Origin of the sequence: Dendrosporobacter sp. 1207_IL3150 (genome assembly GCF_036763085.1) — a bacterium.
In the GTDB taxonomy this organism is placed as follows: domain Bacteria; phylum Bacillota; class Negativicutes; order DSM-1736; family Dendrosporobacteraceae; genus JBAIYU01.
Genome location: NZ_JBAIYU010000010.1, coordinates 651908 through 672197, shown reverse-complemented (window position 1 = coordinate 672197; position 20290 = coordinate 651908). Strand labels below are relative to the sequence as shown.

The 20290-nt window shown below is 40.3% G+C and carries 23 protein-coding genes and 1 riboswitch; of the genes, 15 read left to right on the top strand and 8 right to left on the bottom strand.

The features are described 5' to 3' along the window. Positions 1 to 58: 58 nt before the first annotated feature. Together bioB (V6C17_RS06700) and bioB (V6C17_RS06695) are read right to left on the bottom strand one after the other, a co-directional pair. Positions 59 to 1057 carry a biotin synthase BioB gene (gene bioB, locus V6C17_RS06700; RefSeq protein WP_333521973.1) on the bottom strand — a complete coding sequence of 333 codons (999 nt, stop codon included), beginning with the start codon at positions 1055 to 1057 and terminating at the stop codon, positions 59 to 61. A 60-nt stretch (positions 1058 to 1117) separates the two neighbouring features. Next, positions 1118 to 2098, bottom strand: coding sequence for a biotin synthase BioB (gene bioB, locus V6C17_RS06695; RefSeq protein ID WP_333521775.1), 981 nt, complete (start codon positions 2096 to 2098; stop codon positions 1118 to 1120). Between the two features lie 261 nt (positions 2099 to 2359). After that, a riboswitch (SAM riboswitch) is annotated at positions 2360 to 2463 on the top strand. Positions 2464 to 2542: 79 nt separating this feature from the next. On the opposite strand from bioB (V6C17_RS06695), the gene V6C17_RS06690 reads away from it, so the two are divergent. From V6C17_RS06690 to V6C17_RS06635, 12 genes are all read left to right on the top strand, one after another. After that, a complete protein-coding gene (locus V6C17_RS06690) occupies positions 2543 to 3727 on the top strand; it encodes a pyridoxal phosphate-dependent aminotransferase (protein ID WP_442891447.1) in 1185 nt (394 codons plus the stop codon). An 11-nt stretch (positions 3728 to 3738) separates the two neighbouring features. Then, a complete protein-coding gene (locus V6C17_RS06685) occupies positions 3739 to 4554 on the top strand; it encodes a MetQ/NlpA family ABC transporter substrate-binding protein (protein ID WP_333521773.1) in 816 nt (271 codons plus the stop codon). A 19-nt stretch (positions 4555 to 4573) separates the two neighbouring features. Beyond that, positions 4574 to 5632, top strand: coding sequence for a methionine ABC transporter ATP-binding protein (locus tag V6C17_RS06680; RefSeq protein ID WP_333521772.1), 1059 nt, complete (start codon positions 4574 to 4576; stop codon positions 5630 to 5632). Further along, positions 5601 to 6254: a methionine ABC transporter permease gene (locus tag V6C17_RS06675; protein WP_333521771.1), complete on the top strand. Its 654-nt coding sequence runs from the start codon at positions 5601 to 5603 to the stop codon at positions 6252 to 6254. The genes V6C17_RS06680 and V6C17_RS06675 overlap by 32 nt, the downstream gene beginning before the upstream one ends. A 56-nt stretch (positions 6255 to 6310) precedes the next feature. Continuing rightward, positions 6311 to 7123, top strand: a complete 813-nt coding sequence (locus V6C17_RS06670; RefSeq protein WP_333521770.1) for a MetQ/NlpA family ABC transporter substrate-binding protein — start codon at positions 6311 to 6313, stop codon at positions 7121 to 7123. A gap of 70 nt (positions 7124 to 7193) precedes the next feature. Then, entirely contained in the window at positions 7194 to 8324 is a 1131-nt protein-coding gene (locus V6C17_RS06665; protein WP_333521769.1) for a trans-sulfuration enzyme family protein, read from the top strand. Between the two features lie 13 nt (positions 8325 to 8337). Then, entirely contained in the window at positions 8338 to 9489 is a 1152-nt protein-coding gene (locus V6C17_RS06660; protein WP_333521972.1) for a trans-sulfuration enzyme family protein, read from the top strand. Further along, positions 9489 to 9833, top strand: coding sequence for a YezD family protein (locus V6C17_RS06655; protein WP_333521768.1), 345 nt, complete (start codon positions 9489 to 9491; stop codon positions 9831 to 9833). The genes V6C17_RS06660 and V6C17_RS06655 overlap by 1 nt, the downstream gene beginning before the upstream one ends. Before the next feature lie 232 nt (positions 9834 to 10065). Beyond that, positions 10066 to 10278, top strand: coding sequence for a hypothetical protein (locus tag V6C17_RS06650; RefSeq protein WP_333521767.1), 213 nt, complete (start codon positions 10066 to 10068; stop codon positions 10276 to 10278). Positions 10279 to 10549: 271 nt separating this feature from the next. Continuing rightward, positions 10550 to 11485 carry a cysteine synthase A gene (gene cysK / locus V6C17_RS06645; RefSeq protein WP_333521766.1) on the top strand — a complete coding sequence of 312 codons (936 nt, stop codon included), beginning with the start codon at positions 10550 to 10552 and terminating at the stop codon, positions 11483 to 11485. A gap of 100 nt (positions 11486 to 11585) precedes the next feature. After that, positions 11586 to 11786: a hypothetical protein gene (locus V6C17_RS06640; RefSeq protein WP_333521765.1), complete on the top strand. Its 201-nt coding sequence runs from the start codon at positions 11586 to 11588 to the stop codon at positions 11784 to 11786. A 267-nt stretch (positions 11787 to 12053) separates the two neighbouring features. Next, on the top strand, positions 12054 to 12677 hold the full coding sequence (locus V6C17_RS06635) for a DUF3793 family protein (RefSeq protein WP_333521764.1): 624 nt from the start codon (positions 12054 to 12056) through the stop codon (positions 12675 to 12677). Between the two features lie 77 nt (positions 12678 to 12754). Here V6C17_RS06635 and V6C17_RS06630 read toward each other — a convergent pair whose 3' ends face one another. From V6C17_RS06630 to V6C17_RS06610, 5 genes are all read right to left on the bottom strand, one after another. Continuing rightward, positions 12755 to 13504, bottom strand: coding sequence for an energy-coupling factor ABC transporter ATP-binding protein (locus tag V6C17_RS06630; RefSeq protein WP_333521763.1), 750 nt, complete (start codon positions 13502 to 13504; stop codon positions 12755 to 12757). Then, positions 13504 to 14313, bottom strand: a complete 810-nt coding sequence (gene cbiQ, locus V6C17_RS06625) for a cobalt ECF transporter T component CbiQ (RefSeq protein ID WP_333521762.1) — start codon at positions 14311 to 14313, stop codon at positions 13504 to 13506. The genes V6C17_RS06630 and cbiQ overlap by 1 nt, the downstream gene beginning before the upstream one ends. A 60-nt stretch (positions 14314 to 14373) precedes the next feature. After that, positions 14374 to 15417, bottom strand: coding sequence for an energy-coupling factor ABC transporter permease (locus V6C17_RS06620; protein WP_333521761.1), 1044 nt, complete (start codon positions 15415 to 15417; stop codon positions 14374 to 14376). Positions 15418 to 15630: 213 nt separating this feature from the next. Continuing rightward, positions 15631 to 15822, bottom strand: coding sequence for a CooT family nickel-binding protein (locus tag V6C17_RS06615; protein WP_333521760.1), 192 nt, complete (start codon positions 15820 to 15822; stop codon positions 15631 to 15633). Next, positions 15798 to 16238 carry a DUF3842 family protein gene (locus V6C17_RS06610; RefSeq protein WP_333521759.1) on the bottom strand — a complete coding sequence of 147 codons (441 nt, stop codon included), beginning with the start codon at positions 16236 to 16238 and terminating at the stop codon, positions 15798 to 15800. Before V6C17_RS06610 ends, V6C17_RS06615 begins: the two co-directional genes overlap by 25 nt. Positions 16239 to 16364: 126 nt before the next feature. On the opposite strand from V6C17_RS06610, the gene V6C17_RS06605 reads away from it, so the two are divergent. Together V6C17_RS06605 and V6C17_RS06600 are read left to right on the top strand one after the other, a co-directional pair. Then, positions 16365 to 17063: a response regulator transcription factor gene (locus V6C17_RS06605; RefSeq protein WP_333521758.1), complete on the top strand. Its 699-nt coding sequence runs from the start codon at positions 16365 to 16367 to the stop codon at positions 17061 to 17063. Continuing rightward, positions 17047 to 18189, top strand: coding sequence for a sensor histidine kinase (locus tag V6C17_RS06600; protein WP_333521757.1), 1143 nt, complete (start codon positions 17047 to 17049; stop codon positions 18187 to 18189). Before V6C17_RS06605 ends, V6C17_RS06600 begins: the two co-directional genes overlap by 17 nt. Before the next feature lie 38 nt (positions 18190 to 18227). Here the strand turns inward: V6C17_RS06600 and V6C17_RS06595 are convergent, their stop codons facing one another. Beyond that, entirely contained in the window at positions 18228 to 18923 is a 696-nt protein-coding gene (locus V6C17_RS06595) for a heparan-alpha-glucosaminide N-acetyltransferase (protein ID WP_333521756.1), read from the bottom strand. Positions 18924 to 19496: 573 nt separating this feature from the next. Between V6C17_RS06595 and V6C17_RS06590 the strand changes: the two genes are divergently transcribed. Then, entirely contained in the window at positions 19497 to 20285 is a 789-nt protein-coding gene (locus V6C17_RS06590) for an electron transfer flavoprotein subunit beta/FixA family protein (RefSeq protein ID WP_333521755.1), read from the top strand. Positions 20286 to 20290 lie beyond the last annotated feature (5 nt).

The following is a 20290-nucleotide window of genomic DNA, read 5'->3' as shown; positions in this document are numbered from 1 at the left end:
CTGTTTGAGAATTTTATAATTCCGCGTTTCCCTCCGCGCACTCAGCAGTTGGTAATCATTATTTTCCGCTTGGGCAGACAGGTTTAAGGCCAAGTCCGGTAATTGTCTCAAGGTCATGGTTAGCTCCGCGGCCAGAGGTAGTAAGGTAATTGCCGATTAAAGCACCATTGATTCCAGAAAGGTATCCTAGTGGAACTAATTCCCCTAGATTATGCTCGCGACCGCCAGCATAGCGAATGATTTTGGTAGGGAGGATTAAGCGGAAAATGGCGAAGGTTTGAAGAATTTCCATAGGATTTAGGCGATCGTTATTTTCTAGAGGCGTCCCTTTTATTGGGTTTAATACATTAACAGGTACTGAATCTGCATCCAAATCTTTTAGAGTGAAGGCAAGTTCAATACGCTGACGCCAGGTTTCGCCCATGCCGATAATGCCGCCAGAACATACTTGCAGCCCTTGCGCTTTTATACGCTTAATGGTATCAACCCGTTCCTGGAAGGTATGGGTTGTGCAGATTTCGCTGAAGAAGCTCTCGCTTGTTTCAAGGTTATGATGGTAACGTGTAATGCCAGCTTCTTTAAGGGCTGCAACATGCTCTTCTTGTAGTGTTCCGAGTGAGCAACAGCGGTCAAGGGTTGTTTCGCGACCAATGCGTTTGATGGCATCAACAAGTTTATCAAAGTCAGGATCGCCTTGTGCACCGCAGCCTGCAGTTACCACACAAAAACGTGAAGCACCATCAACTTCTGCTTTTTTAGCAGCAGCAATGATATCGTCTTCCTTCATTAGCGGATATGCATTGAATTGTACTTCATGGTGCGCCGACTGGGCACAGAATTTGCAGTTTTCCGAGCAGTTTCCAGAGCGGGCATTGACGATTTGACAAGTATCTACTGCCTTTCCTGTAAAATGTTCTCTAACTTTATTTGCAACGCCAAGCAGGATTGGTATATCCGATTCATCAATAGTTGTGAGTGAAAGAGCTTCATCAAAAGTAAGCTGTCCGCCGTTTAACACTTTTTTACCAAGTTCAAAAATCAAATCATAACTCACTATATATACCTCCGAATGTTTTAAAATAATCGTACTTTTGTGGTCTTTGCGGTTAATATTTATTTAAGACGGTACTAGCCCAGCATCCTGAACCATCTTAAAATCTGCTGGCGTGTCACGCCCGGTAAAGGTTAAATAATTGCCAATAATAAGGCCGTTGGCTCCCGCGAGCATTAAGGCTCCTTGCATGTCACGCAGGTTTATTTCACGGCCGCCGGCAGGCCTAATAACAGCGTGTGGTAAGATAAAGCGGAAGAGGGCGAAGGTTTTAATCGAATCTAGCGGAACTGGAGGGGCAGTATTTTCTAAAGCCGTGCCTTTTATCGGGTTTAGTATATTTAGAGGGACGGAGTGAACTCCGAGTGCTCTAAGGGTAAATGCCATATCAATACGATCTTCCCAGGTTTCTCCGAGCCCGATAATTCCGCCTGTACACAGTTCTAATCCAGCATCTTTAGCTGCTTGAATAGTAGCAAGACGCTCCTCAAAAGGGTGGGTTGTGCATATTTCAGGATAAAAACGCCGGCTTGTTTCTATGTTATGTGCATAGCGTTTTACACCAGCGGCAGCTAATTGTTTGGCTTGATCAGGTGTGATTGTGCCAAGGTTTGCACAAACTTTTAAGTTTGTTTCAGTATGTATGGCTTGTATCGCCGTAATAATTTTAGGAAATTCAGGATCGCTATCCATGCCTTTACCGCTTGTAACAATGCTGGTTCTTTTCGCGCCATGCCGCTCGGCCTGTTTAGCAGCTTCAATGATAGCTTTGGTATCTAGCAGCGGATAACTAGGTGCGTCAGTCTTGTAATATACTGATTGTGAACAAAATTTACAGTCTTCTGAGCACATGCCTGATCGAGCGCTAATAATGCCACACATGTCTACGTTGTTGCCGACAGAATGTTCTCTAATCTTGTGGGCGTAGGCAGCGAGCAGCGGAATATCCGTTGTAGAGATTTTTGCCAGATTAAGTGCTTCCAAGTAAGTGATTCGATGACCATTGAGTATTTTTTCGCCTAAAGCTACAATATCAAGTGCATTCACTTAAGATACTCCCTTCGAAATATCATTAAAAAGGTTAACCGACCGATCAGATCTAGTTAACAATTACATCATACAACGACTAACTTATCATTGTAAATAGAATAAAGAAATTTGCAAGCTAAAATGGTATGATAATCTTAAAGTACCGTTAGGAAGGGTTTAATAGTGATGTATGTGATGACTGCATAAAAATGTTATCAAAATGTATTGACTTTAAAAATAGCGCATGATATTATCAAATCCATAATTGAATTAACGGAACTCTTATCCAGAGTGGTCGAGGGACTGGCCCGATGACACCCGGCAACCGGCAGAAATGCAGTGGTGCCAATTCCAGCAGGATTTTAGATCCTGGGAGATGAGAGAAAAGCGTATCACTATGTGTATGTGAACTCTTTTCCTCTCGGAAAAGAGTTTTTTTGTTTTTTTTTACATAAAGGAAGGATGAGTGCATTGAGAAATTTCACATCAGAAAAAGCCAAACAATTTACAGAGTCAGTTATCCGTGAGATGTCTCGCGTTGCTGCTAAATATAATGCCATTAATTTAGCACAGGGTTTTCCTGATTTTCCAGCGCCAGATGAACTAAAGGAAGCTGCGGCAAAATCGATATTTAACGATCACAATCAATATGCCATAACCTGGGGATCCAAACCTTTACGTGATGCTATTGCTTGGAAGATTAAGCGAGACTATGGTGTGGAGTATAACCCCGAAGGGCAGATTACAGTGTGCTGCGGAGCTACTGAAGGAATGATTGCTTCGCTCTTGGCTACCATAAATCCTGGAGATGAAGTTATTATCTTTGAACCTTTTTATGAGAACTACGGCGCAGATGTTGTGCTTTGCGGAGCTGTACCAAGATACATTAAACTTAACGCGCCAGGCTATAACTTTGATTTTAATGAACTCAAAGATCTCTTCAATGAGAAAACTAAGGCCATAATAATTAACACTCCTAATAATCCTACTGGCAAAGTCTTTACGAGAGAAGAGTTAGAGTTTATAGCTGAGTTGTGTGTTAAGTATGATACATTAGCAATAACAGATGAAATATATGAACATATAATCTACGATGGTATAGAGCATATACCGATGTGGACGCTTCCTGGTATGAAAGACCGAACAATTGCCGTCAACAGTGTATCAAAAACATACAGCGTTACCGGCTGGCGTATAGGCTTTGTTACTGCCTCAACGGAGTTGACAGATTCAATTCGTAAGGTGCATGACTTCTTAACAGTCGGTGCTGCCGCACCACTCCAGAATGCTGTTGCCGAGGCGTTTAGATTTGATACAAAATATTACCTGGAGCTATGCGAATTCTATCAAGAGCGGCGCGATTACTTAATGAAAGAATTAGAAAATGCTGGTTTCAAGTGTATCAAACCTGCCGGTGCTTATTATATCATGGCCGATATTACACCGTTTGGATATGACGATGATGTTAAGTTTGCGCATTTCTTAGCGCAGGAAATCGGCGTTGCTGTTGTACCTGGCTCAACCTTTTATCGGGATGAAATACCAGATGGCAAGAAATTTATAAGGTTTTGCTATTGCAAAAAGTTCGAAACACTTCAGGCTGCTGCGGCTCGTCTTGCTAAACTAAAAGATTTAATTAAAAAATAGGAGGAAAAATCATGAAAAAACATCTAAAATCAATTACACTTGTTCTTATTTCGATATTTTCGATAGCATTATTAGCTGGCTGCGGTACTCAGCAGGCAGCTTCACCACAGAAGCCAATCAAGGTTGGTGTTACAGCAGGGCCGCATGCCGAGCTAATGGACGTTGTAAAAAAGGTAGCAGAGAAGGATGGGCTCAAGGTTGAAGTTGTCGAATTCAACGACTATATTCAGCCAAATGTCGCTCTTAACCAAGGTGATATTGATGTAAACAGTTATCAGCACCAGCCGTTTCTTGATAATCAAGTGAAAGACCGCGGTTATCAAATTACCTCACTGGCGAAAACAGTTATTTTCCCAATGGGTATTTACTCTAAAAAGATTAAAAATATTGCTGATGTAAAAACTGGCGCTACTGTAGCAATTCCTAATGACCCTACTAACGGTGGCCGTGCATTATTTGTGCTTGAAAAGGCTGGCCTAATCAAGCTAAAGCCTAATGCTGGTCTTAGTGCAACTGCTGCTGATATCGCCGATAATCCTAAAAATATTAAAGTTAAAGAATTAGAAGCTGCGCAAATTCCGCGTTCACTTGATGATGTAGATTTTGCTGCTATTAATACAAACTATGCCGTGGTTGCCGGCCTTGTACCAACTCGTGATTCGCTTGCAATTGAGGATGCAAATTCTCCATATGCGAATGTCATCGCAGTACGTACCAAAGACAAAGAAAATCCTGAATATCAAAAATTGATTAAAGCTTATCACTCTGAAGAAGTGAAGCAATTTATCAAGGAGCATTTCAAAGGATCGGTTGTTGCGGCTTGGTAAATAGAAAAGGAGTAACAAGATGATTAAACTTTCGCAAATTGAAAAAGTGTATAAAAGCGGCGCTAACACAGTTCACGCTATTAAGGGCATAGACCTTAATGTAGAGCGTGGCGAAATTTACGGTGTCATTGGCAAAAGCGGTGCCGGAAAAAGTACACTTATTCGTTGTATAAATATGTTAGAGAGACCTACTAGCGGCAACGTAATAGTCGACGGTCAAGACTTAACGGCAATGAGTGATAGTGAGCTGCGCGAGGTGCGTAAACAAATAGGTATGATATTTCAGCACTTCAATCTGCTCTCTTCTCGTACGGTCTATGACAATGTTGCATTCCCACTTGAGTTATCTGGTAAGAGTAAAGCTGAAATTGAAAAAGAAGTTGTGCCGCTTTTGGAATTAGTTGGTCTATCGGATAAGCGGAATCAGTATCCAGCCCAGCTAAGCGGTGGACAAAAGCAACGGGTTGGTATTGCCAGAGCACTGGCAAGCAAACCTAAAGTGTTGCTTTGCGATGAAGCGACATCAGCATTAGATCCACAAACTACTAAATCAATCTTAGAACTTCTAAAAGACATTAATCGCAAACTTCAATTGACGATTGTGCTTATTACACATGAAATGCAAGTTATCAAAGAGATTTGTGATAAGGTAGCTGTTATTGAAAACGGGATTATTATTGAACAGGGTTCAGTATTGGATATCTTTACAAAGCCTCAGTCAAATACAACCCGCGAATTTATAAGCGCTATTATCAATCATGATCTTCCCGTCATCTTCGCCGATACTAAGTTTTCACCTGTAGCTCTGCCAGACAGTACCTTGGTGCTGCGTCTGTCCTTTATTGGTCACTCGGCAGAAGAACCTGTAATAGCTGGTATGATAAGAAGATTTGATGTTGACACTAATATCATCTATGGCAACGTAGATCATATACAGAATACGCCATATGGCACTTTAGTTATTGAAGTATCCGGCAGTCAGCAGGGTATCGAAAATGCACTGAATTATTTACAGTCTAGAAACTTGGGGATTGAGGTGATTGGCTATGTCGCAAGACATAATCGCGCTGCTGGTTAAGGCGCTGTGGGAAACCACCTATATGGTTGCCGTTTCTTCAGCTTTTGCGGCTCTAGCCGGTATTCCCTTAGGTGTAGTTCTTGTAACTACCGATAAAGGTCATATATTAGAGAATCTTCCGCTTAACAGAATCCTTGGCAGTATTGTCAATGCCGCTCGCTCAACTCCTTTCATAATATTGATGGTAGCAATAATTCCGCTGACGCGAATTATTGTCGGCACGTCAATTGGTACCGACGCAGCAATTGTACCTCTTACTATTGCAGCAATTCCTTTTGTTGGACGTCTAGTTGAAACATCACTTAAAGAAGTCGAGTATGGAGTAATTGAGGCCGCACAGGCGATGGGGGCAACACCATGGCAGATTGTTGCAAAGGTGCTTATTCCTGAAGCTATGCCGTCGATAATATCTGGCCTAACTATTACCGTAATAAGCTTAATTGGATATTCGGCGATGGCAGGAGCTATTGGTGGAGGCGGTCTGGGGGATTTGGCAATTAGGTACGGATATCAGCGGTTTCGCGCCGATATCATGATCGCCACAGTAGTTATTCTCATAGCCCAAGTTCAAATTGTTCAATCGGCAGGGGATTATGCAGCTCGCCGTTTGAACAAAAAATAAATTAGACCAAACATTATTAGTTTGGCAAATAAAAAGTTATTTTGGAGGGGAAAATTTTGAAAAGAATTACACTTGTTATTATCACTATCTTAGCTTTAACGTTAGCATTAGTTGGCTGCGGCAGCAACACTCCAGCAGCTCCTACCGGTAAAGCGGTTGTAAAAATCGGGGCAACACCTGTACCGCATGCCGAAATACTTCAAGTAGTTAAACCGATATTAGAGAAAGACGGCGTAGATCTTCAAGTCGTTGAGATGACAGACTATGTAAGACCTAATATGGCAGTTGCTGAGAAAGAACTGGATGCAAACTTCTTTCAGCACACTCCATACTTAAATAAGTTTGCTAGTGAGCGCAATTTGCAGTTAGCTAATGTTGCAGCAGTCCACATCGAACCGATGGGCGTTTACTCTAAAAAAATTAAGAGTCTGAATGATCTTGCAAACGGTGCAGAGGTAGCTATCCCTAACGATCCTACCAATGGCGGACGTGCACTTGCATTATTAGCTAAAGCTGGTGTAATTAATCTTAAAGAGGGCGTTGGTGTAAACGCTACTGTTCAAGACATCACTGCAAATCCTAAGAATGTTAAAGTTCGTGAATTAGAAGCGCCGCAGCTTCCAAGAGCACTTGATGATGTGGCAATTGCCGTAATTAATACTAACTATGCTCTAGAAGCGAAGCTTGTTCCTACTAAAGATGCACTAGTAATTGAGCAAAAAGACTCACCATATGCGAACATTCTTGTTGTACGTAAAGGTGATGAAAACCGTCCTGAAATTCAAAAGCTTATCAAAGCTTTAACTTCTCCTGAGGTTAAGAAATTTATCAATGATAAATACCAAGGCGCAGTAGTTCCTGCATTCTAATTGCCAAAGTGAATTGTCCCCCTTCTTTAAAGAAGGGGGATTTTTAAAAAAAATAGCGGGGTGCAAATTAATGAAATTCGAGTCGAAGACAGTTCATATAGGAGTTTGTACAGATCACACTGGTGCACTAAGCACACCAATCTATCAGTCAGCAACATTCCGTCATCCGGCTCTTGGTCAAAGTACCGGTTACGACTATACACGCAGTTTAAATCCAACCCGCAAAATTTTAGAAGACGGTATTGCACAACTTGAAGAAGGTGCAGCTGGGTATGCTTTTTCGTCAGGTATGGCGGCAGTGACGGCTGTTTTAATGATCTATAAACAAGGTGATCATATCGTAATAGTTGAGGACTGCTATGGTGGTACCTACCGTGTTGTTGATAAAGTGTTCTCGCAGTTTGGGCTTGAAGCGACATTCGTAGATGGCAGTAACATTGATGAAGTTGCTCAGGCCATAAAAGAAAACACTGTTGCTATTATTGTTGAAACTCCGACTAACCCGCTTATGAAAATAGTGGATATAAGAGCAATGATTGAACTGGCAAAATCAACGAATGCTCACTGTATAGTTGATAATACTTTTTTAACACCTTACTTCCAGCGTCCTCTTGCTCTGGGCGCAGACATAGTAATCCATAGTGGTACAAAATATCTAGCTGGACACAATGATTTGGTATGCGGCTTGGTTGTAGCCCGTGAAGCTGAATTAGCCGAAAAGATTAAGTATATCCAAAACTCAACTGGTGCAGTGTTAAGCCCAAATGACAGCTGGCTTTTAATAAGAAGTATTAAAACGCTTGCCTTAAGAATGGATAGACATAACGCCAATGCTATAGCTGTGGCACAGTGGCTTGAAAATCACCCTGCGGTAAAAAGCGTTTATTATCCAGGTCTCGATAAGCATCCTGGAAAAAGTATTCATGATAAACAGGCAACAGGCTATGGCGGTATGCTGTCCTTTACAGTTGAAAACGCAAAAAGGGCGGCAGATGTATTAGAAAAGGTTAAGCTAATTAGTTTTGCGGAAAGCTTGGGTGGTGTCGAGACGCTAATTACCTTGCCGGCTGTACAGACGCATGCCGATGTGCCGGTGGATGTCCGTGAGAGACTGGGAATATCCGATTGTCTTCTGCGGTTATCGGTAGGTATAGAAAATGCCGAAGATATTATAGCTGATCTGGCGCAAGCGCTTGACTAGGGCTAAAGATGAGGTGAAAGAATTGAAGGATTTTTCTACTAAGTTGCTGCATATAGGGGTTGAGAATGATAAACATACTGGGGCTGTAAGTGTTCCAATTTATCAGGTATCGACCTTTCACCAGGAAGATATAAGTAAAGCCCAGGATTACGAGTATTCAAGATCAGGAAATCCTACTCGTAAGGCGCTTGAAACTATTATAGCTGAATTAGAAGGCGGGGTTGCCGGTTTCGCATTTTCCTCCGGGATGGCAGCGATGTCTACAGTTTTATTGTTATTTGGTGTTGGCGATCATATTTTAGCACCAAAGGATGTTTACGGCGGCACTTACCGTATGCTTAGTAAGGTTTGCGGCAAGTGGGGTATCAACCATGATTTTGTTGATACTACAAGCTTAGAGGCAATTGAGAAAGCCGTTTTACGGAATACTAAAGCAATTGTGCTTGAAAGCCCCTCAAACCCGCTGCTAAAAGTGAGCAATTTACCCGCTATCTGTGCGTGGGCCAAAGAACGTGGTATTATCACAATTGTTGATAATACCTTTATGACCCCATATCTACAGCGGCCGCTTGAGTTTGGAGCGGATATTGTTGTTCATAGCGCAACGAAATTTCTAGCAGGTCATAGTGATGTTGTTGCTGGCTTGGTCGCGACTGGCAGTAAGCACTTGGCAAACGAAATATATTACCTCCAAAATGCTTTAGGCAGCATTTTAGGTCCTCAAGACTGCTGGCTTACTATGCGAGGAATTAAAACTCTTAAAGTAAGGATGGACCAATCGCAAAAATCGGCCCAATTAATAGCTGAGCGCTTTGCAGCCCATCCTAAAATTAAAGCGATACATTACCCGGGACTGACATCTCACCCTGGGCATGAATTGCTTAAACAGCAGGCTGAAGGGTTTGGGGCTGTACTGTCATTTGAAGCTGAAACGGCTCAACTGGCCCGAAAAATTATGAGTAAGGTAAAACTTTCGGCAGTTGCTGTAAGCTTAGGAGGCGTGGAATCAATACTTTCCTACCCTGTTACTATGTCCCATGCAGCTATACCGGCAAAAGTACGAGCTGAACTTGGCATAAGCGATGCATTGCTTAGGCTATCAGTAGGTCTGGAGTCACCAGATGATATTGCAGAAGATATACTTTCTGCGATGGAGGAAGATTAATGGGCAAAGAATCAGAATTTCCCCAAATTGTCCACGATGTTATTGATCAGGCGATACAAGATGTTAACTTTGGCTCACTAACACTTGTAGTTCAAGACTCACGAGTAGTGCAAATTGAACGTACTGAAAAAATACTAGTTTCGGCTAAAGGAGCTAAAACAGCTGTCAGTAAAAAAACTGTAGAAGGTCTAAAAGCAGTGCGAGCAAAAATATTAGCTGAAATATCCGACTTGCAATATGGGCAAATATTAATAAAAATTCAGGATGGTAAAATTGTGCAGCTGGAAAAGACCGAGAAACGTCGTTTTGTCGAAGTTGAAGGGCTTTATGGGGATGGAATATAAATAAGAATAGCTATAAAAAGTAAGTTTGAATCTCGGACATGAGAATCATACTTACTTTTTTCTCGCAAGGTAGCACTGCTAAAATGTCGAATTTGAAAGCTTTTTTACGAATAAATACTCTTTACTCTGGAAATAATTTGAAATAAAATATAGTTAATGGACAGGAGCATAGCACTATTCTAGGGACTGTGGGCCTATTTATACTATGTAATATTGATTTCTGGAGGGATATATGCAAGACAAGGTATCTGAGGTTCAAAGTCTTATGAGACAGCTTTCCGAATTGGGTTACCACGATTTCCAGGTTCACAGCATAGTGAAGGATGAGATTGGAACGACAAAGCTTGCAAGTATCAGTATGCAGCAAGCTGATCAATTAGTTGAATGTCTGCAGGGTTACATAGCTTTTGCAGCAAAGTCCCGTAAAGTAAAAGGAGTAAAATAAGCTGCACGCCACTTTGTTTAAAAGTATTGACAATATTTAAATACAGGAATATACTACAGTTAATGATATATCGTTATAGCTGATCAGACGACTGAAGGCTAAGGAGTTGTTCCTCGGGAACTTCCTTAGCCTTTTTATGTATATTTTTATAGTACCATATTTTGGTATTGGTACTACGAATGTACTTAAAGTCAGTTTCTATATTGATATAGGTTAAAATTAAAACAAAGTTAAAAACTAAGATAAAATTATTTTCAGGAGGAATGAATCAATGGCTAAAATCGCAAAAAACCTTACTGATCTTATTGGCAATACACCTCTTCTAGAGCTTTCAAACTTTAATGCAAGTAAAGCATTAGGTGGAAAAGTTATTGCAAAGCTGGAGTATTTTAATCCTCTAAGCAGCGTAAAAGATCGTATCGGCTACGCAATGATTAAAGATGCAGAGGAAAAGGGCCGTATAAATAAAGACACTGTAATTATTGAGCCAACTAGTGGTAACACCGGTGTTGCGCTGGCTTTTGTAGCAGCTGCTAAAGGCTACAAACTTATTCTTACAATGCCAGAGACAATGAGCATTGAACGTCGCAATCTACTCAAAGCATTAGGTGCGGAATTAGTACTTACTCCTGGCCCGGCCGGAATGAAAGGGGCAATTCAAAAAGCTGAGGAACTTGCAGCTGAGACAGCAAATTCAATTATTCTCCAGCAGTTTGAAAACCCTGCTAATCCAGAGTATCATCGTAAGACAACAGCAGAAGAAATCTGGCGCGATACTGATGGGCAGGTAGATGTTTTTATTGGCGGTGTAGGCACTGGCGGAACAATCACTGGGGTTGGCGAAGTTTTAAAAGCTAAGAATCCTAATATACAAATAATTGCTGTTGAACCTGCTGATTCACCGGTCTTGTCAGGCGGAAAGCCGGGACCTCATAAAATTCAAGGTATTGGAGCTGGCTTCGTTCCGGGCGTATTCAACAAGAATATCGTCGATGAGATAGTTACAGTTCAAAATGAAGAGGCTTTTGCTACTTCGCGTGAACTTGCTAAGACTGAAGGATTGCTTGTCGGTATATCCAGTGGCGCTGCGGCGTTTGCAGCTAGTCAAGTAGCGGCTCGTCCTGAGAATAAAGGCAAGAATATTGTAGTTCTTCTTCCTGATACAGGTGAAAGATATTTATCAACTGTATTATTTCAACAAGACTAACATATGAATGCGATGGCTAACGCCATCGCATTTTCTTTAGCGTATGTTAGCTTACTAAATTGGTTAATTTAGTAATAGCATAACTAAAGGAGGTCTAGAGATGATCTCATCAAAAGAACTGCGCCATCTCGATGATTATCTTACCTTTCAGAAAGCACATATCAGAAACTTAGAGTATTTTCATCATTATGTTAAAGATATTGCAATGGCGCAGGAGATGCTTGACCTAATTAAAAAGAATGAGAACATGTTTAGTAAACTAAGTAAACATATTAATTATGGTCAGCCATTGTATCCATGATGTTATGAGGCATTACCCAATTCTAAACGTTAAATTACAATTACACCAAAACCACCGCTACTACGGTGGTTTTGTCATTTTTGGCAAGTCAAGTTACTAATTGTTTTTATGCAACCTGGATAGGTTTTATTTGCTGCTTTAGGGACAAACCGAAAGAAAATACATTTAAAGTTTATTTACATATTATATATTGACGGATTATTTTGGTAGATGTTATAATGAAATTGATAATCGTTATCAAAACTCCTTAAAAGTGAGGGATGAAATATGGCTAAAGAAGCGGTAATTTTAACACATTATAATAATGAAGATTTTTTATCAAAGTGGTTAGCTTTAGAACTTGCGCCAACCATTTTTGGCAGTAAACCTTCGACTATTCTCTCTATCGTTAATACAAAAAGTCGCCCGCTATTGACACTCTGGCGCCAATATGGACCTGAACTTTTAAACGGCAGTTCAATATCATTTTTTATACTCAAAGAAACTCCCGATCGTCTAGCTATTTTATTCTATCGTCGGGATATGCTGGAACAATGTATTTATGAGCCAAATAATAAAGAGTTTTTATTAAGCCATGGCTATCCTATCGATAAGGGGCTAGACGAAACTTTAGTATATTTAAAAAGTAAATTCACCAAAACCTGTCCACATGATTTTGGGATACTTCTAGGTATTCCGCTTAAAGATGTGCTTGGATTTATGGGTTTGTCAGATCAGCCGCTCTGCTGCAGTGGTTGCTGGCATATTTATGGAAATCCAGAGTGCTCACTAGCAATAATGAAGAGATTTGACGACGACAGGTATAAAGCAGCTTCGTGGATTGAAGGCGGCTGGGAACCATATAGAGTGCTGTCGTATCGTGAGGAAAAGCCAGAAGCTATGGTTTCGTAGCAAGCGATAAATACAAAACAAGAGAGGGTAGACTTCGTACGATTATGAAGTCTATCCTCTCGTTTTCTAATGTAAATTTATTTCGAACAAATGGGGCAACCTTGCATTGATAGTGGTTGCTCTAAGCGTCCTTTTTCAAGAAGTTTTTTGTCACGAAAAATTTTAACAGTTGGTCCGTCTGCTAAAATAGACCCACTTTGCAAAAGAATTGTCCGTTCACATAGGTCTAAAGCCATATCCAAATCATGAGTAGCAATTATTTTAGTTTGCTTGAAGCTTTTTAAAAGATTTATTAATTGCCGACGAGTAAGAGGATCAATAAAAGCAGTAGGCTCGTCCATTGCCAAAATTGACGGCTCCATTGCCAGAACGGCTGCAATCGAGGCTGCTCTTTTTTGTCCTCCTGATAATCGGTATGGTGGTCTGTCCTTTAGCTCCCATGCGCCCACCGTTTTGAGTGCAGTGGTTGTACGCAATTCAACTTCTGTTTGCGAAAGTCCTAGGTTTGTTGGACCAAATGCGACATCATCGTAGACTGTCGGCATAAATAGCTGGTCATCAGGATTTTGAAAAACCATACCAACAGTTCTCCGGATATGACTTAATGTATTGGGATTTATTGAGTGTTCTCCGATATGGACTGTTCCAGAACTCGGAAGGTATATTCCATTAAAATGGGACAGTAAAGTTGTTTTACCTGAACCATTTGAGCCCACTATAGCGACAGATTCTCCATAGTTTATTTTAAAACTGACACCTTTTAATGCGTGCGTTCCATCAGGATAAATGTATTGAATATCCTTCACAGCTATCACATTATTTTGCACTAAAGTCCCCCCAGTAACAGCTTGCCCATGAGTTTTGGTATATTTACGGCACGACAAAGAATAAAAAAGAATAACCAATAAGCAAGATATATTCTATCATGGTTTTGCAAGTTCTTGGTATATAACAATGTTATTCTTCCGTCGAAGCCGCGGCATAACATAGCATCATAGATAGTTTTCGCCCGGGCATAAGTTCTTAGTAACAGTTGCCCCAGTAATGAGCCCCAAGCTCTATACTGAACTCCTTTTCCATTAGGGGATCTTAGTTGATATGCAGTCACAGTTTTGATAAATTCTTCAAGTAATACATGCAGATAGCGGTACATAAATGATAGTTGCACTACTAAAGGTTTGGGACAGCCTAGTCTATGCATCGCCGCACAAATTGGATTGATGCCGGTAGTCGCAACAAGCAATAATGCAGCTGCTGCCGTTAAAGTGAGTTTGACAGTAATAGATATAAAGGATATCCATCCTCCGGAAATACTGATAAATCCAACATCTAAAAGAGGTGTCCGGTCAAATATCGGGTTAAATACTCCGACAAATAAAATAAAAGGGGAAATAATGAGCAGGCGTTTAAGTAAGAGAGTTGAGGGGATATTCCCTATTGACATTAAAGTTATAGGATAAAAAAATAGTGGAAGCAATCCTGTAATCTCATATTTTGAAAACGAAGTAACTATAATAACAAACGCCAGTGATATTAAGATTTTTATTCGCGGATCAATTCGATGGATTAGTGTATTTTGCATTGAAAGATCGTCAAGCAAGCGCATGTTAAGCCAATTTGATTCTATATTAAGCATAGCATCCTCTTTCGGTTATTTCACAAGACAGTAAGGATAGAAGCATCCTTTGAATTGACTTTAGCTTTTCCCAGCATATTGGAGTGCTTTCCCGGACAAGTATGCAAGCAGTAGTGTGATGAGAGAACCTACAATACCAGCTGTAGAAGTGCCTCTGTCGACAGCTGGCCATGCGCTCTCCTTTGACTCTTCTATTGCCGCGGCTGGAGCCTCAACTGCAGATGAGCTTTTAAAGTTATAGTCAGGCAGAAAGGCAAGCTTCTCTTGTAAATCTGCAAAAAAACCGTGAATTTCTGTTGTCGCCTGCAGTGCTTCTTGACCGCTGGTTTCTGTAATCGACCATTCTAAGCCATCAGGGTTGCTAGAAGCAAACCATGATAATGTGCTGCCGATAACAAGAGCTGCTATAAAAAATGCAACTAAAACAGGCTTGATTGGTATATTATCTAACGGCTTATTTAAGGCGGTTTTAGTAAGAATTTCAGGTGCTGTTTGGTAAATAAAACTAATTACTACTGCAGTTATGATTCCTTCTACAATCCCTATTGCTAAATGAATTGGCTGCATGAGCAGAAGAAAAGATAAGAAAGGCAGTTCGGAAATTCCTGAGAACAAGGTCTGCATAACAACGCCGAATGCACCTAACTGAAGTCCTGCGACTGCGGCGGCAACAGAACCGATAATAATACGCCTTCTAGAAGGTTTTTGATCGGTTAAGGGCTTAAAAATAAATGGATACGCAATATAGCAAGGTAAAAATCCCATGTTAAAGATGTTACAGCCTAGTGCCAATAAACCACCATCGGCAAAAAATAGTGCTTGAACTGCTAATATTGATGCGATAGTCAAGAAAGCGGCGTGCGGGCCAAGCAATATTGCGAGTAGGATGCCGCCGCCAAGGTGACCGCTCGAGCCTGTTCCCGGTATTGTAAAATTAATCATTTGGGCTGCAAAAACAAAGGCTCCCAAAACTCCCATCAGCGGAACCTTGTGGCTATCAATATTTGTTTGAACTTTCTTGGATGCAAATGATGCCAAACCAGCTGTTGCAGCCCACATGGCTCCACCAACAACTGGCGAGATTAGTGCGTCCGCCATATGCATAAAAAATCACTCCTATATGGTACTTTTTATTTGATAAATAAAAAACTACGCAAGATAGCCCCAAATTCTTTGGAGCAAGACCTTCGTAGTCATCGGGTGACCTTCATGGTCACATTGATGTATTTACTTAGATAATATATATTCAACACTTACTAGTTTTTTCCTCTAAATAGAAAATATTTTGTAGGTAAATTTCCTACTTATATGTAGGATTCACTTGATGCGTTCAAGGACTATTTTATGATCTACCAAATGCAGTTCTTTAATGCGAGCTGCTAATGTCAGACGCTGCCCAAAAATATTTTCAAGATAGATTTCGCCGTCAGTAGGAACTACTTTATCAACTCTTTCTAATAGCAGTTCTTCAATGCCCTTATTAATTATGTATGCGTTTGCTTCGCACATTTATATTCCTCCCGAAGTTTTTTTATATGTAATATCAAGGCTTCGACATAGTGCGGAAGCGGCTCGTTTTGAATCCCGATTATAGTCATGTTACCCCTAAAAACTGGGATAAGCAGCTTACGAGTACTGCTTGAAGAGATGGCTTCTGCCATTTTCGGAGTCAATTCACCGAGCATTGAGTTTGCGGAGATTATACTTAGAGACCCTATTATTAAATCTACTTGATTTATGTTATAGATTATTGCATTTTCCCCAGTGGCACCGTCATTAGCCCCAGCTTTTAACATGGCTGCGGTGGCGAGTGCGTTAGTTCCAAGGGCCAGAAGGTCAATGTTTTCATGAAATTCTTTTCTTAATTTGTCAATGATGACTTTGCCCATGCCGCCGCCTTGTCCGTCAATTACTGCAACCCGCATGATTACCTCCAGTACTAATTTTACGCTTGTACCAATGATAATAACTTTTTCTCAGATAAAACTAGAATATCCTGCTAAAAAGTATTAACATTTAAAAGTATAAACCTATTTATTGAGGTGGGCAATATGAATCAATATTCTGTACTTATAGTTGAAGACGATGAAAAGCTTGCTGTTCTTATCGAAACGTATTTCAAAAGCGATGGATTTATTACTAGTGTAACTCATGATGGTAATAGCGCCTTAAAGCTAGCCAAAGAACTAAGGCCTGATATTATTGTGCTTGACTTAATGCTGCCAGGGCTTGATGGCTTGGAAGTTTGCCTTCGAATTAGAAAAGATAGTGATGTTCCTGTAATAATGCTGACGGCGCGTGACGATGAAATGGACAGACTAGCTGGGCTTCAAATCGGTGCAGATGATTATGTTACAAAGCCATTCAGCCCGCGAGAGGTTGTTGCCAGAGCTAGAGCTATTTTGCGTCGTACATATAAACAGACATCAGCTAAGCAAATTTTCAAGGTAGCTGATTTACTTATAGATATAAGCCGTCATGAGGTGCGGAAGGGCGGAGACATTATTGACCTAACGCCTACTGAATTTAAAATATTAGAGTTATTTGCGAATAACTCCGGGCGCGTTCTCAATCGTCTGCAAATTGTAGAAAAAATTCAGGATTATGCTTTCGAAGGCTACGAAAGGACCATTGATGCTCACGTTAAGAATTTAAGGCGTAAAATTGAGGATAATCCTAAAGAGCCTCGTTTAATTCAAACTGTTTATGGTGTGGGATATAAGTTTATGGGCGGTGAAGTTGTTGAATAGTATAACTTACCGTATAAATGGTTTAATGTTTTTATTGGTCGGACTTACTGTCGTAACCTTAGTATATCTGGCGGAGAGTCAAATGACTGGATTATTCCATGAATACTTAACAGCGCACGAAGCCCACGGAATGAGAGCAATCGCGCTGGCAGAAGGAACTATAATTGGTATGCCGGAGAAGATGTTTTTAGCATCAGTTCATCGGTCGCTTATTTGGGTAGGTGTAGCCATCATTGCAGCCGGGTTTGCCGCAAGTTATGCCCTTTCCCGCAGTATAACAGTGCCGCTACGTAAGCTGGTAATGGCAGTTGAAGAAATCCAAAAGGGTAACTTTAATCAAAAGGTTGAGGTAGAGTCAAAAGATGAGGTGGGGCAATTAGCCACCGCTATAAATAGAATGAATGAGGCTCTAAATGAGAATAACCGATTAAGAAAACGACTGTTAGCCGATGTTGCCCATGAGCTTAAAACTCCGCTAGCTGTCATTCAAGGCAATTTGGAAGGTATGCTTGAAGGCGTTGTTGAACCAAGTGAAACTCAGTTAAGTTCACTCTATGATGAAACTGTCTATTTGAACAGGCTTATCAAAGACCTGCGTGATTTATCTTTAGCTGAGGCAGGTCAGTTATTATTAGAAAAACGGCCAACGGATTTGAATCAGTTGATTATTAAGGCAATCCACATGCTAGAACCACTGGCGGAAGAAAAAAACATAAGGTTAGAAACAGACTTAGAAAACGTCGCGGAAGTTTACGTTGATGCTGGCAGAATAAATCAGGTATTGTACAATCTTATGACTAATGCTTTAAGACATACACCGGATTGTGGGAGAATATCAGTTGCTACCCGGAGCGTTTTTGAAAACAGCATGAGCTGGTTACTAGTAGAAGTTTCCGACACTGGCACTGGAATTGCTGCAGAGGATTTACCATATATTTTTAATCACTTTTATCGGTCGGATAAGGCACGTGATCGCAAAAGCGGTGGATCTGGTATTGGATTAGCAATAGTCAAACAGCTAATTGAAAGTCACGGCGGGAAAGTACTAGTTAAGAGCCATGAGGGAAGAGGTAGTGTTTTTTCTCTATATATTCCAATCAGCCGAGCTGTTATAGAAAAAGAGTAGGTAAAGTTAGTGTTTTTTTGGTATCTGAGCTAAAGCTACTAAGGCAAATCGATAAGCTTCTTATATGCGAATATTAAGCTTAGTAATATAGGCTGATGAATTAAATAAATTAGAAGTGAATGACGGCCTAAATAATTAATTAGTGGGATATCAATAAATACAGGCATGATCGAGGTTTTTTCATAATAAAAGTATTTGCCTGCAGCAACACCGAATAAGAAAACTCCATACCAGGGAAGTAAAGGATAATAATCCAATGAGGCAAAAGAAGGGCTCGTTAACCCGATAGTTAGCAGCCAATCATTAGTTGTACCAAGCTTGGTTGTAATAAAGCCTGCTATAATAGCGGCAATGCCCAAAATGAATAACAGACTTATGCTTAGAGGGCGGACAAATGGATAGGTGATAAGACTTACCCCGAGGAGATGCAATATGCCGAATCTTATATATAAGATAGGGTTATAAAAATAAGTTAGGACAGATAGTGCTAAACCCCAAATTAAGACGTTAACGCCATTACGTACATGTTTGTTAGTTAGACTGCCGCTTAGTCCGCAAATGAAGATAAAAAGAACGGCCGCGCTTTTGCCAGTGTAAAACCATATACCTGAACTATAATTCAAGTTTACATTCAGAAATTCTTTAAAATCAAAAACTAAATGAAATAGAATCATAAGAATGATAGCTAAACCGCGAAAAAAATCAATTTCCCAAATTCGTTTATATTCTTTCACTTTATCCCGCCTATAGTGATGTATTATAAATATATTATCATAATAAACACAGGCTGTATTGGCATATTTATACTCACGAAATGTGCCGAGCGCTAACTAACAAGTAGGCTAGCGGAAATACAGGTTTAAAGTATATTCCTAAATTAATAAAATTGCCGTTTATTTGCGTAATATGGCTGTACATTGCACCTAAAATAATTGACAGTCGACACTGGTATAATTACAAGGAGCATAGCAACGCGAATTAAGCAGCGATTGATTACTATATATTAATGAAGCTTTCTGAAAAATTACAGTTTTATGTGAGAGGTACGCATACTCGTAACTGTAATTGGGAACTATAAAGTTTAGCGAAATTTGCAAAATAGCAAGAAAAACATAGAAAAGCTGTGAAAAAAAGAACTAGCCTGTGAAAAAAAGAACTAGATATCAAATTGTTGCTATATTGCAAAGATTTTGTTACAATTATTCAGGGGATAAGCTTTACTTATTATTTACCATTACTGTCATGGATTAGGCAGTAATGCACAGTTTTCAGAGTGGTCTTATATTTACCAAGAGGGGGTTTTTTGTGTGGAGATTTTGGTTTGCATTAAGCAAGTTCCCGGAACTTCAGAAGTTGAAGTAGACAAAGAGACTGGCGTCCTAAAAAGAGAAGGTATTGATTCAAAAATGAATCCGTACGATTTGTATGGCGTAGAGACAGCTGTACGAATTAAAGAGAAAAATGGGGCAAAAGTTACTGTAGTGAGCATGGGGCCGCCACAAGCGTCCGAGATTCTTCAAGAAGCATTCATGATGGGTGCTGACGAAGCTGCACTATTCACTGACAGAAAATTTGCTGGTGCTGACGTTCTTGCAACTGCGTACACTATTGCGCAAGGTATCAAGAAAGTTAACATCCCTGATCTTATCATCTGTGGTAAACAAACTACTGACGGCGATACTGCTCAAGTAGGCCCTGAACTTGCTGAGTTCCTTGGAATTCCGCATGTTGCTAACGTAACTAAGATTATCGAAGTTACTGACAAAGCTGTTACTGTTGAAATGGACATGGGTCACAGTGTGGAAATTGTTGAAATGCTGTATCCTTGCCTTATTACTGTTGAAAAGGGCATCAATGTACCAAGACTGCCTTCTTTCAAACTTAAGTTGGCTACTAAAGGTAAAAAGATTCCGTTCTACACCTTAAATGACTTCGAAGACAAAGATGAGAAGAAATATGGCTTGAACGGTTCCCCAACTCGCGTTTTAAGAATATTCTCACCAGAAGCTAATTCTGATCGCGAAATGTGGACAGGCACCGGTGAAGAACTGAATGCTAAGTTAGTTAAAAAGCTAAAAGAACTTAAGTTTGCGTAAGGAGG

Excerpts from the sequence above, each read along its gene's own strand:
- V6C17_RS06640 (WP_333521765.1), top strand. The coding sequence starts at position 11,586 with ATGATCTCATCAAAAGAACTGCGCCATCTCGATGATTATCTTACCTTT.
- V6C17_RS06605 (WP_333521758.1), top strand. The coding sequence starts at position 16,365 with ATGAATCAATATTCTGTACTTATAGTTGAAGACGATGAAAAGCTTGCT.
- V6C17_RS06610 (WP_333521759.1), bottom strand. The coding sequence starts at position 16,238 with ATGCGGGTTGCAGTAATTGACGGACAAGGCGGCGGCATGGGCAAAGTC.
- cysK (WP_333521766.1), top strand. The coding sequence starts at position 10,550 with ATGGCTAAAATCGCAAAAAACCTTACTGATCTTATTGGCAATACACCT.
- V6C17_RS06650 (WP_333521767.1), top strand. The coding sequence starts at position 10,066 with ATGCAAGACAAGGTATCTGAGGTTCAAAGTCTTATGAGACAGCTTTCC.
- V6C17_RS06685 (WP_333521773.1), top strand. The coding sequence starts at position 3,739 with ATGAAAAAACATCTAAAATCAATTACACTTGTTCTTATTTCGATATTT.
- V6C17_RS06680 (WP_333521772.1), top strand. The coding sequence starts at position 4,574 with ATGATTAAACTTTCGCAAATTGAAAAAGTGTATAAAAGCGGCGCTAAC.
- V6C17_RS06615 (WP_333521760.1), bottom strand. The coding sequence starts at position 15,822 with ATGTGCGAAGCAAACGCATACATAATTAATAAGGGCATTGAAGAACTG.
- V6C17_RS06665 (WP_333521769.1), top strand. The coding sequence starts at position 7,194 with ATGAAATTCGAGTCGAAGACAGTTCATATAGGAGTTTGTACAGATCAC.
- V6C17_RS06655 (WP_333521768.1), top strand. The coding sequence starts at position 9,489 with ATGGGCAAAGAATCAGAATTTCCCCAAATTGTCCACGATGTTATTGAT.
- V6C17_RS06690 (WP_442891447.1), top strand. The coding sequence starts at position 2,543 with ATGAGTGCATTGAGAAATTTCACATCAGAAAAAGCCAAACAATTTACA.
- V6C17_RS06635 (WP_333521764.1), top strand. The coding sequence starts at position 12,054 with ATGGCTAAAGAAGCGGTAATTTTAACACATTATAATAATGAAGATTTT.
- V6C17_RS06620 (WP_333521761.1), bottom strand. The coding sequence starts at position 15,417 with ATGCATATGGCGGACGCACTAATCTCGCCAGTTGTTGGTGGAGCCATG.
- V6C17_RS06675 (WP_333521771.1), top strand. The coding sequence starts at position 5,601 with ATGTCGCAAGACATAATCGCGCTGCTGGTTAAGGCGCTGTGGGAAACC.
- cbiQ (WP_333521762.1), bottom strand. The coding sequence starts at position 14,313 with ATGCTTAATATAGAATCAAATTGGCTTAACATGCGCTTGCTTGACGAT.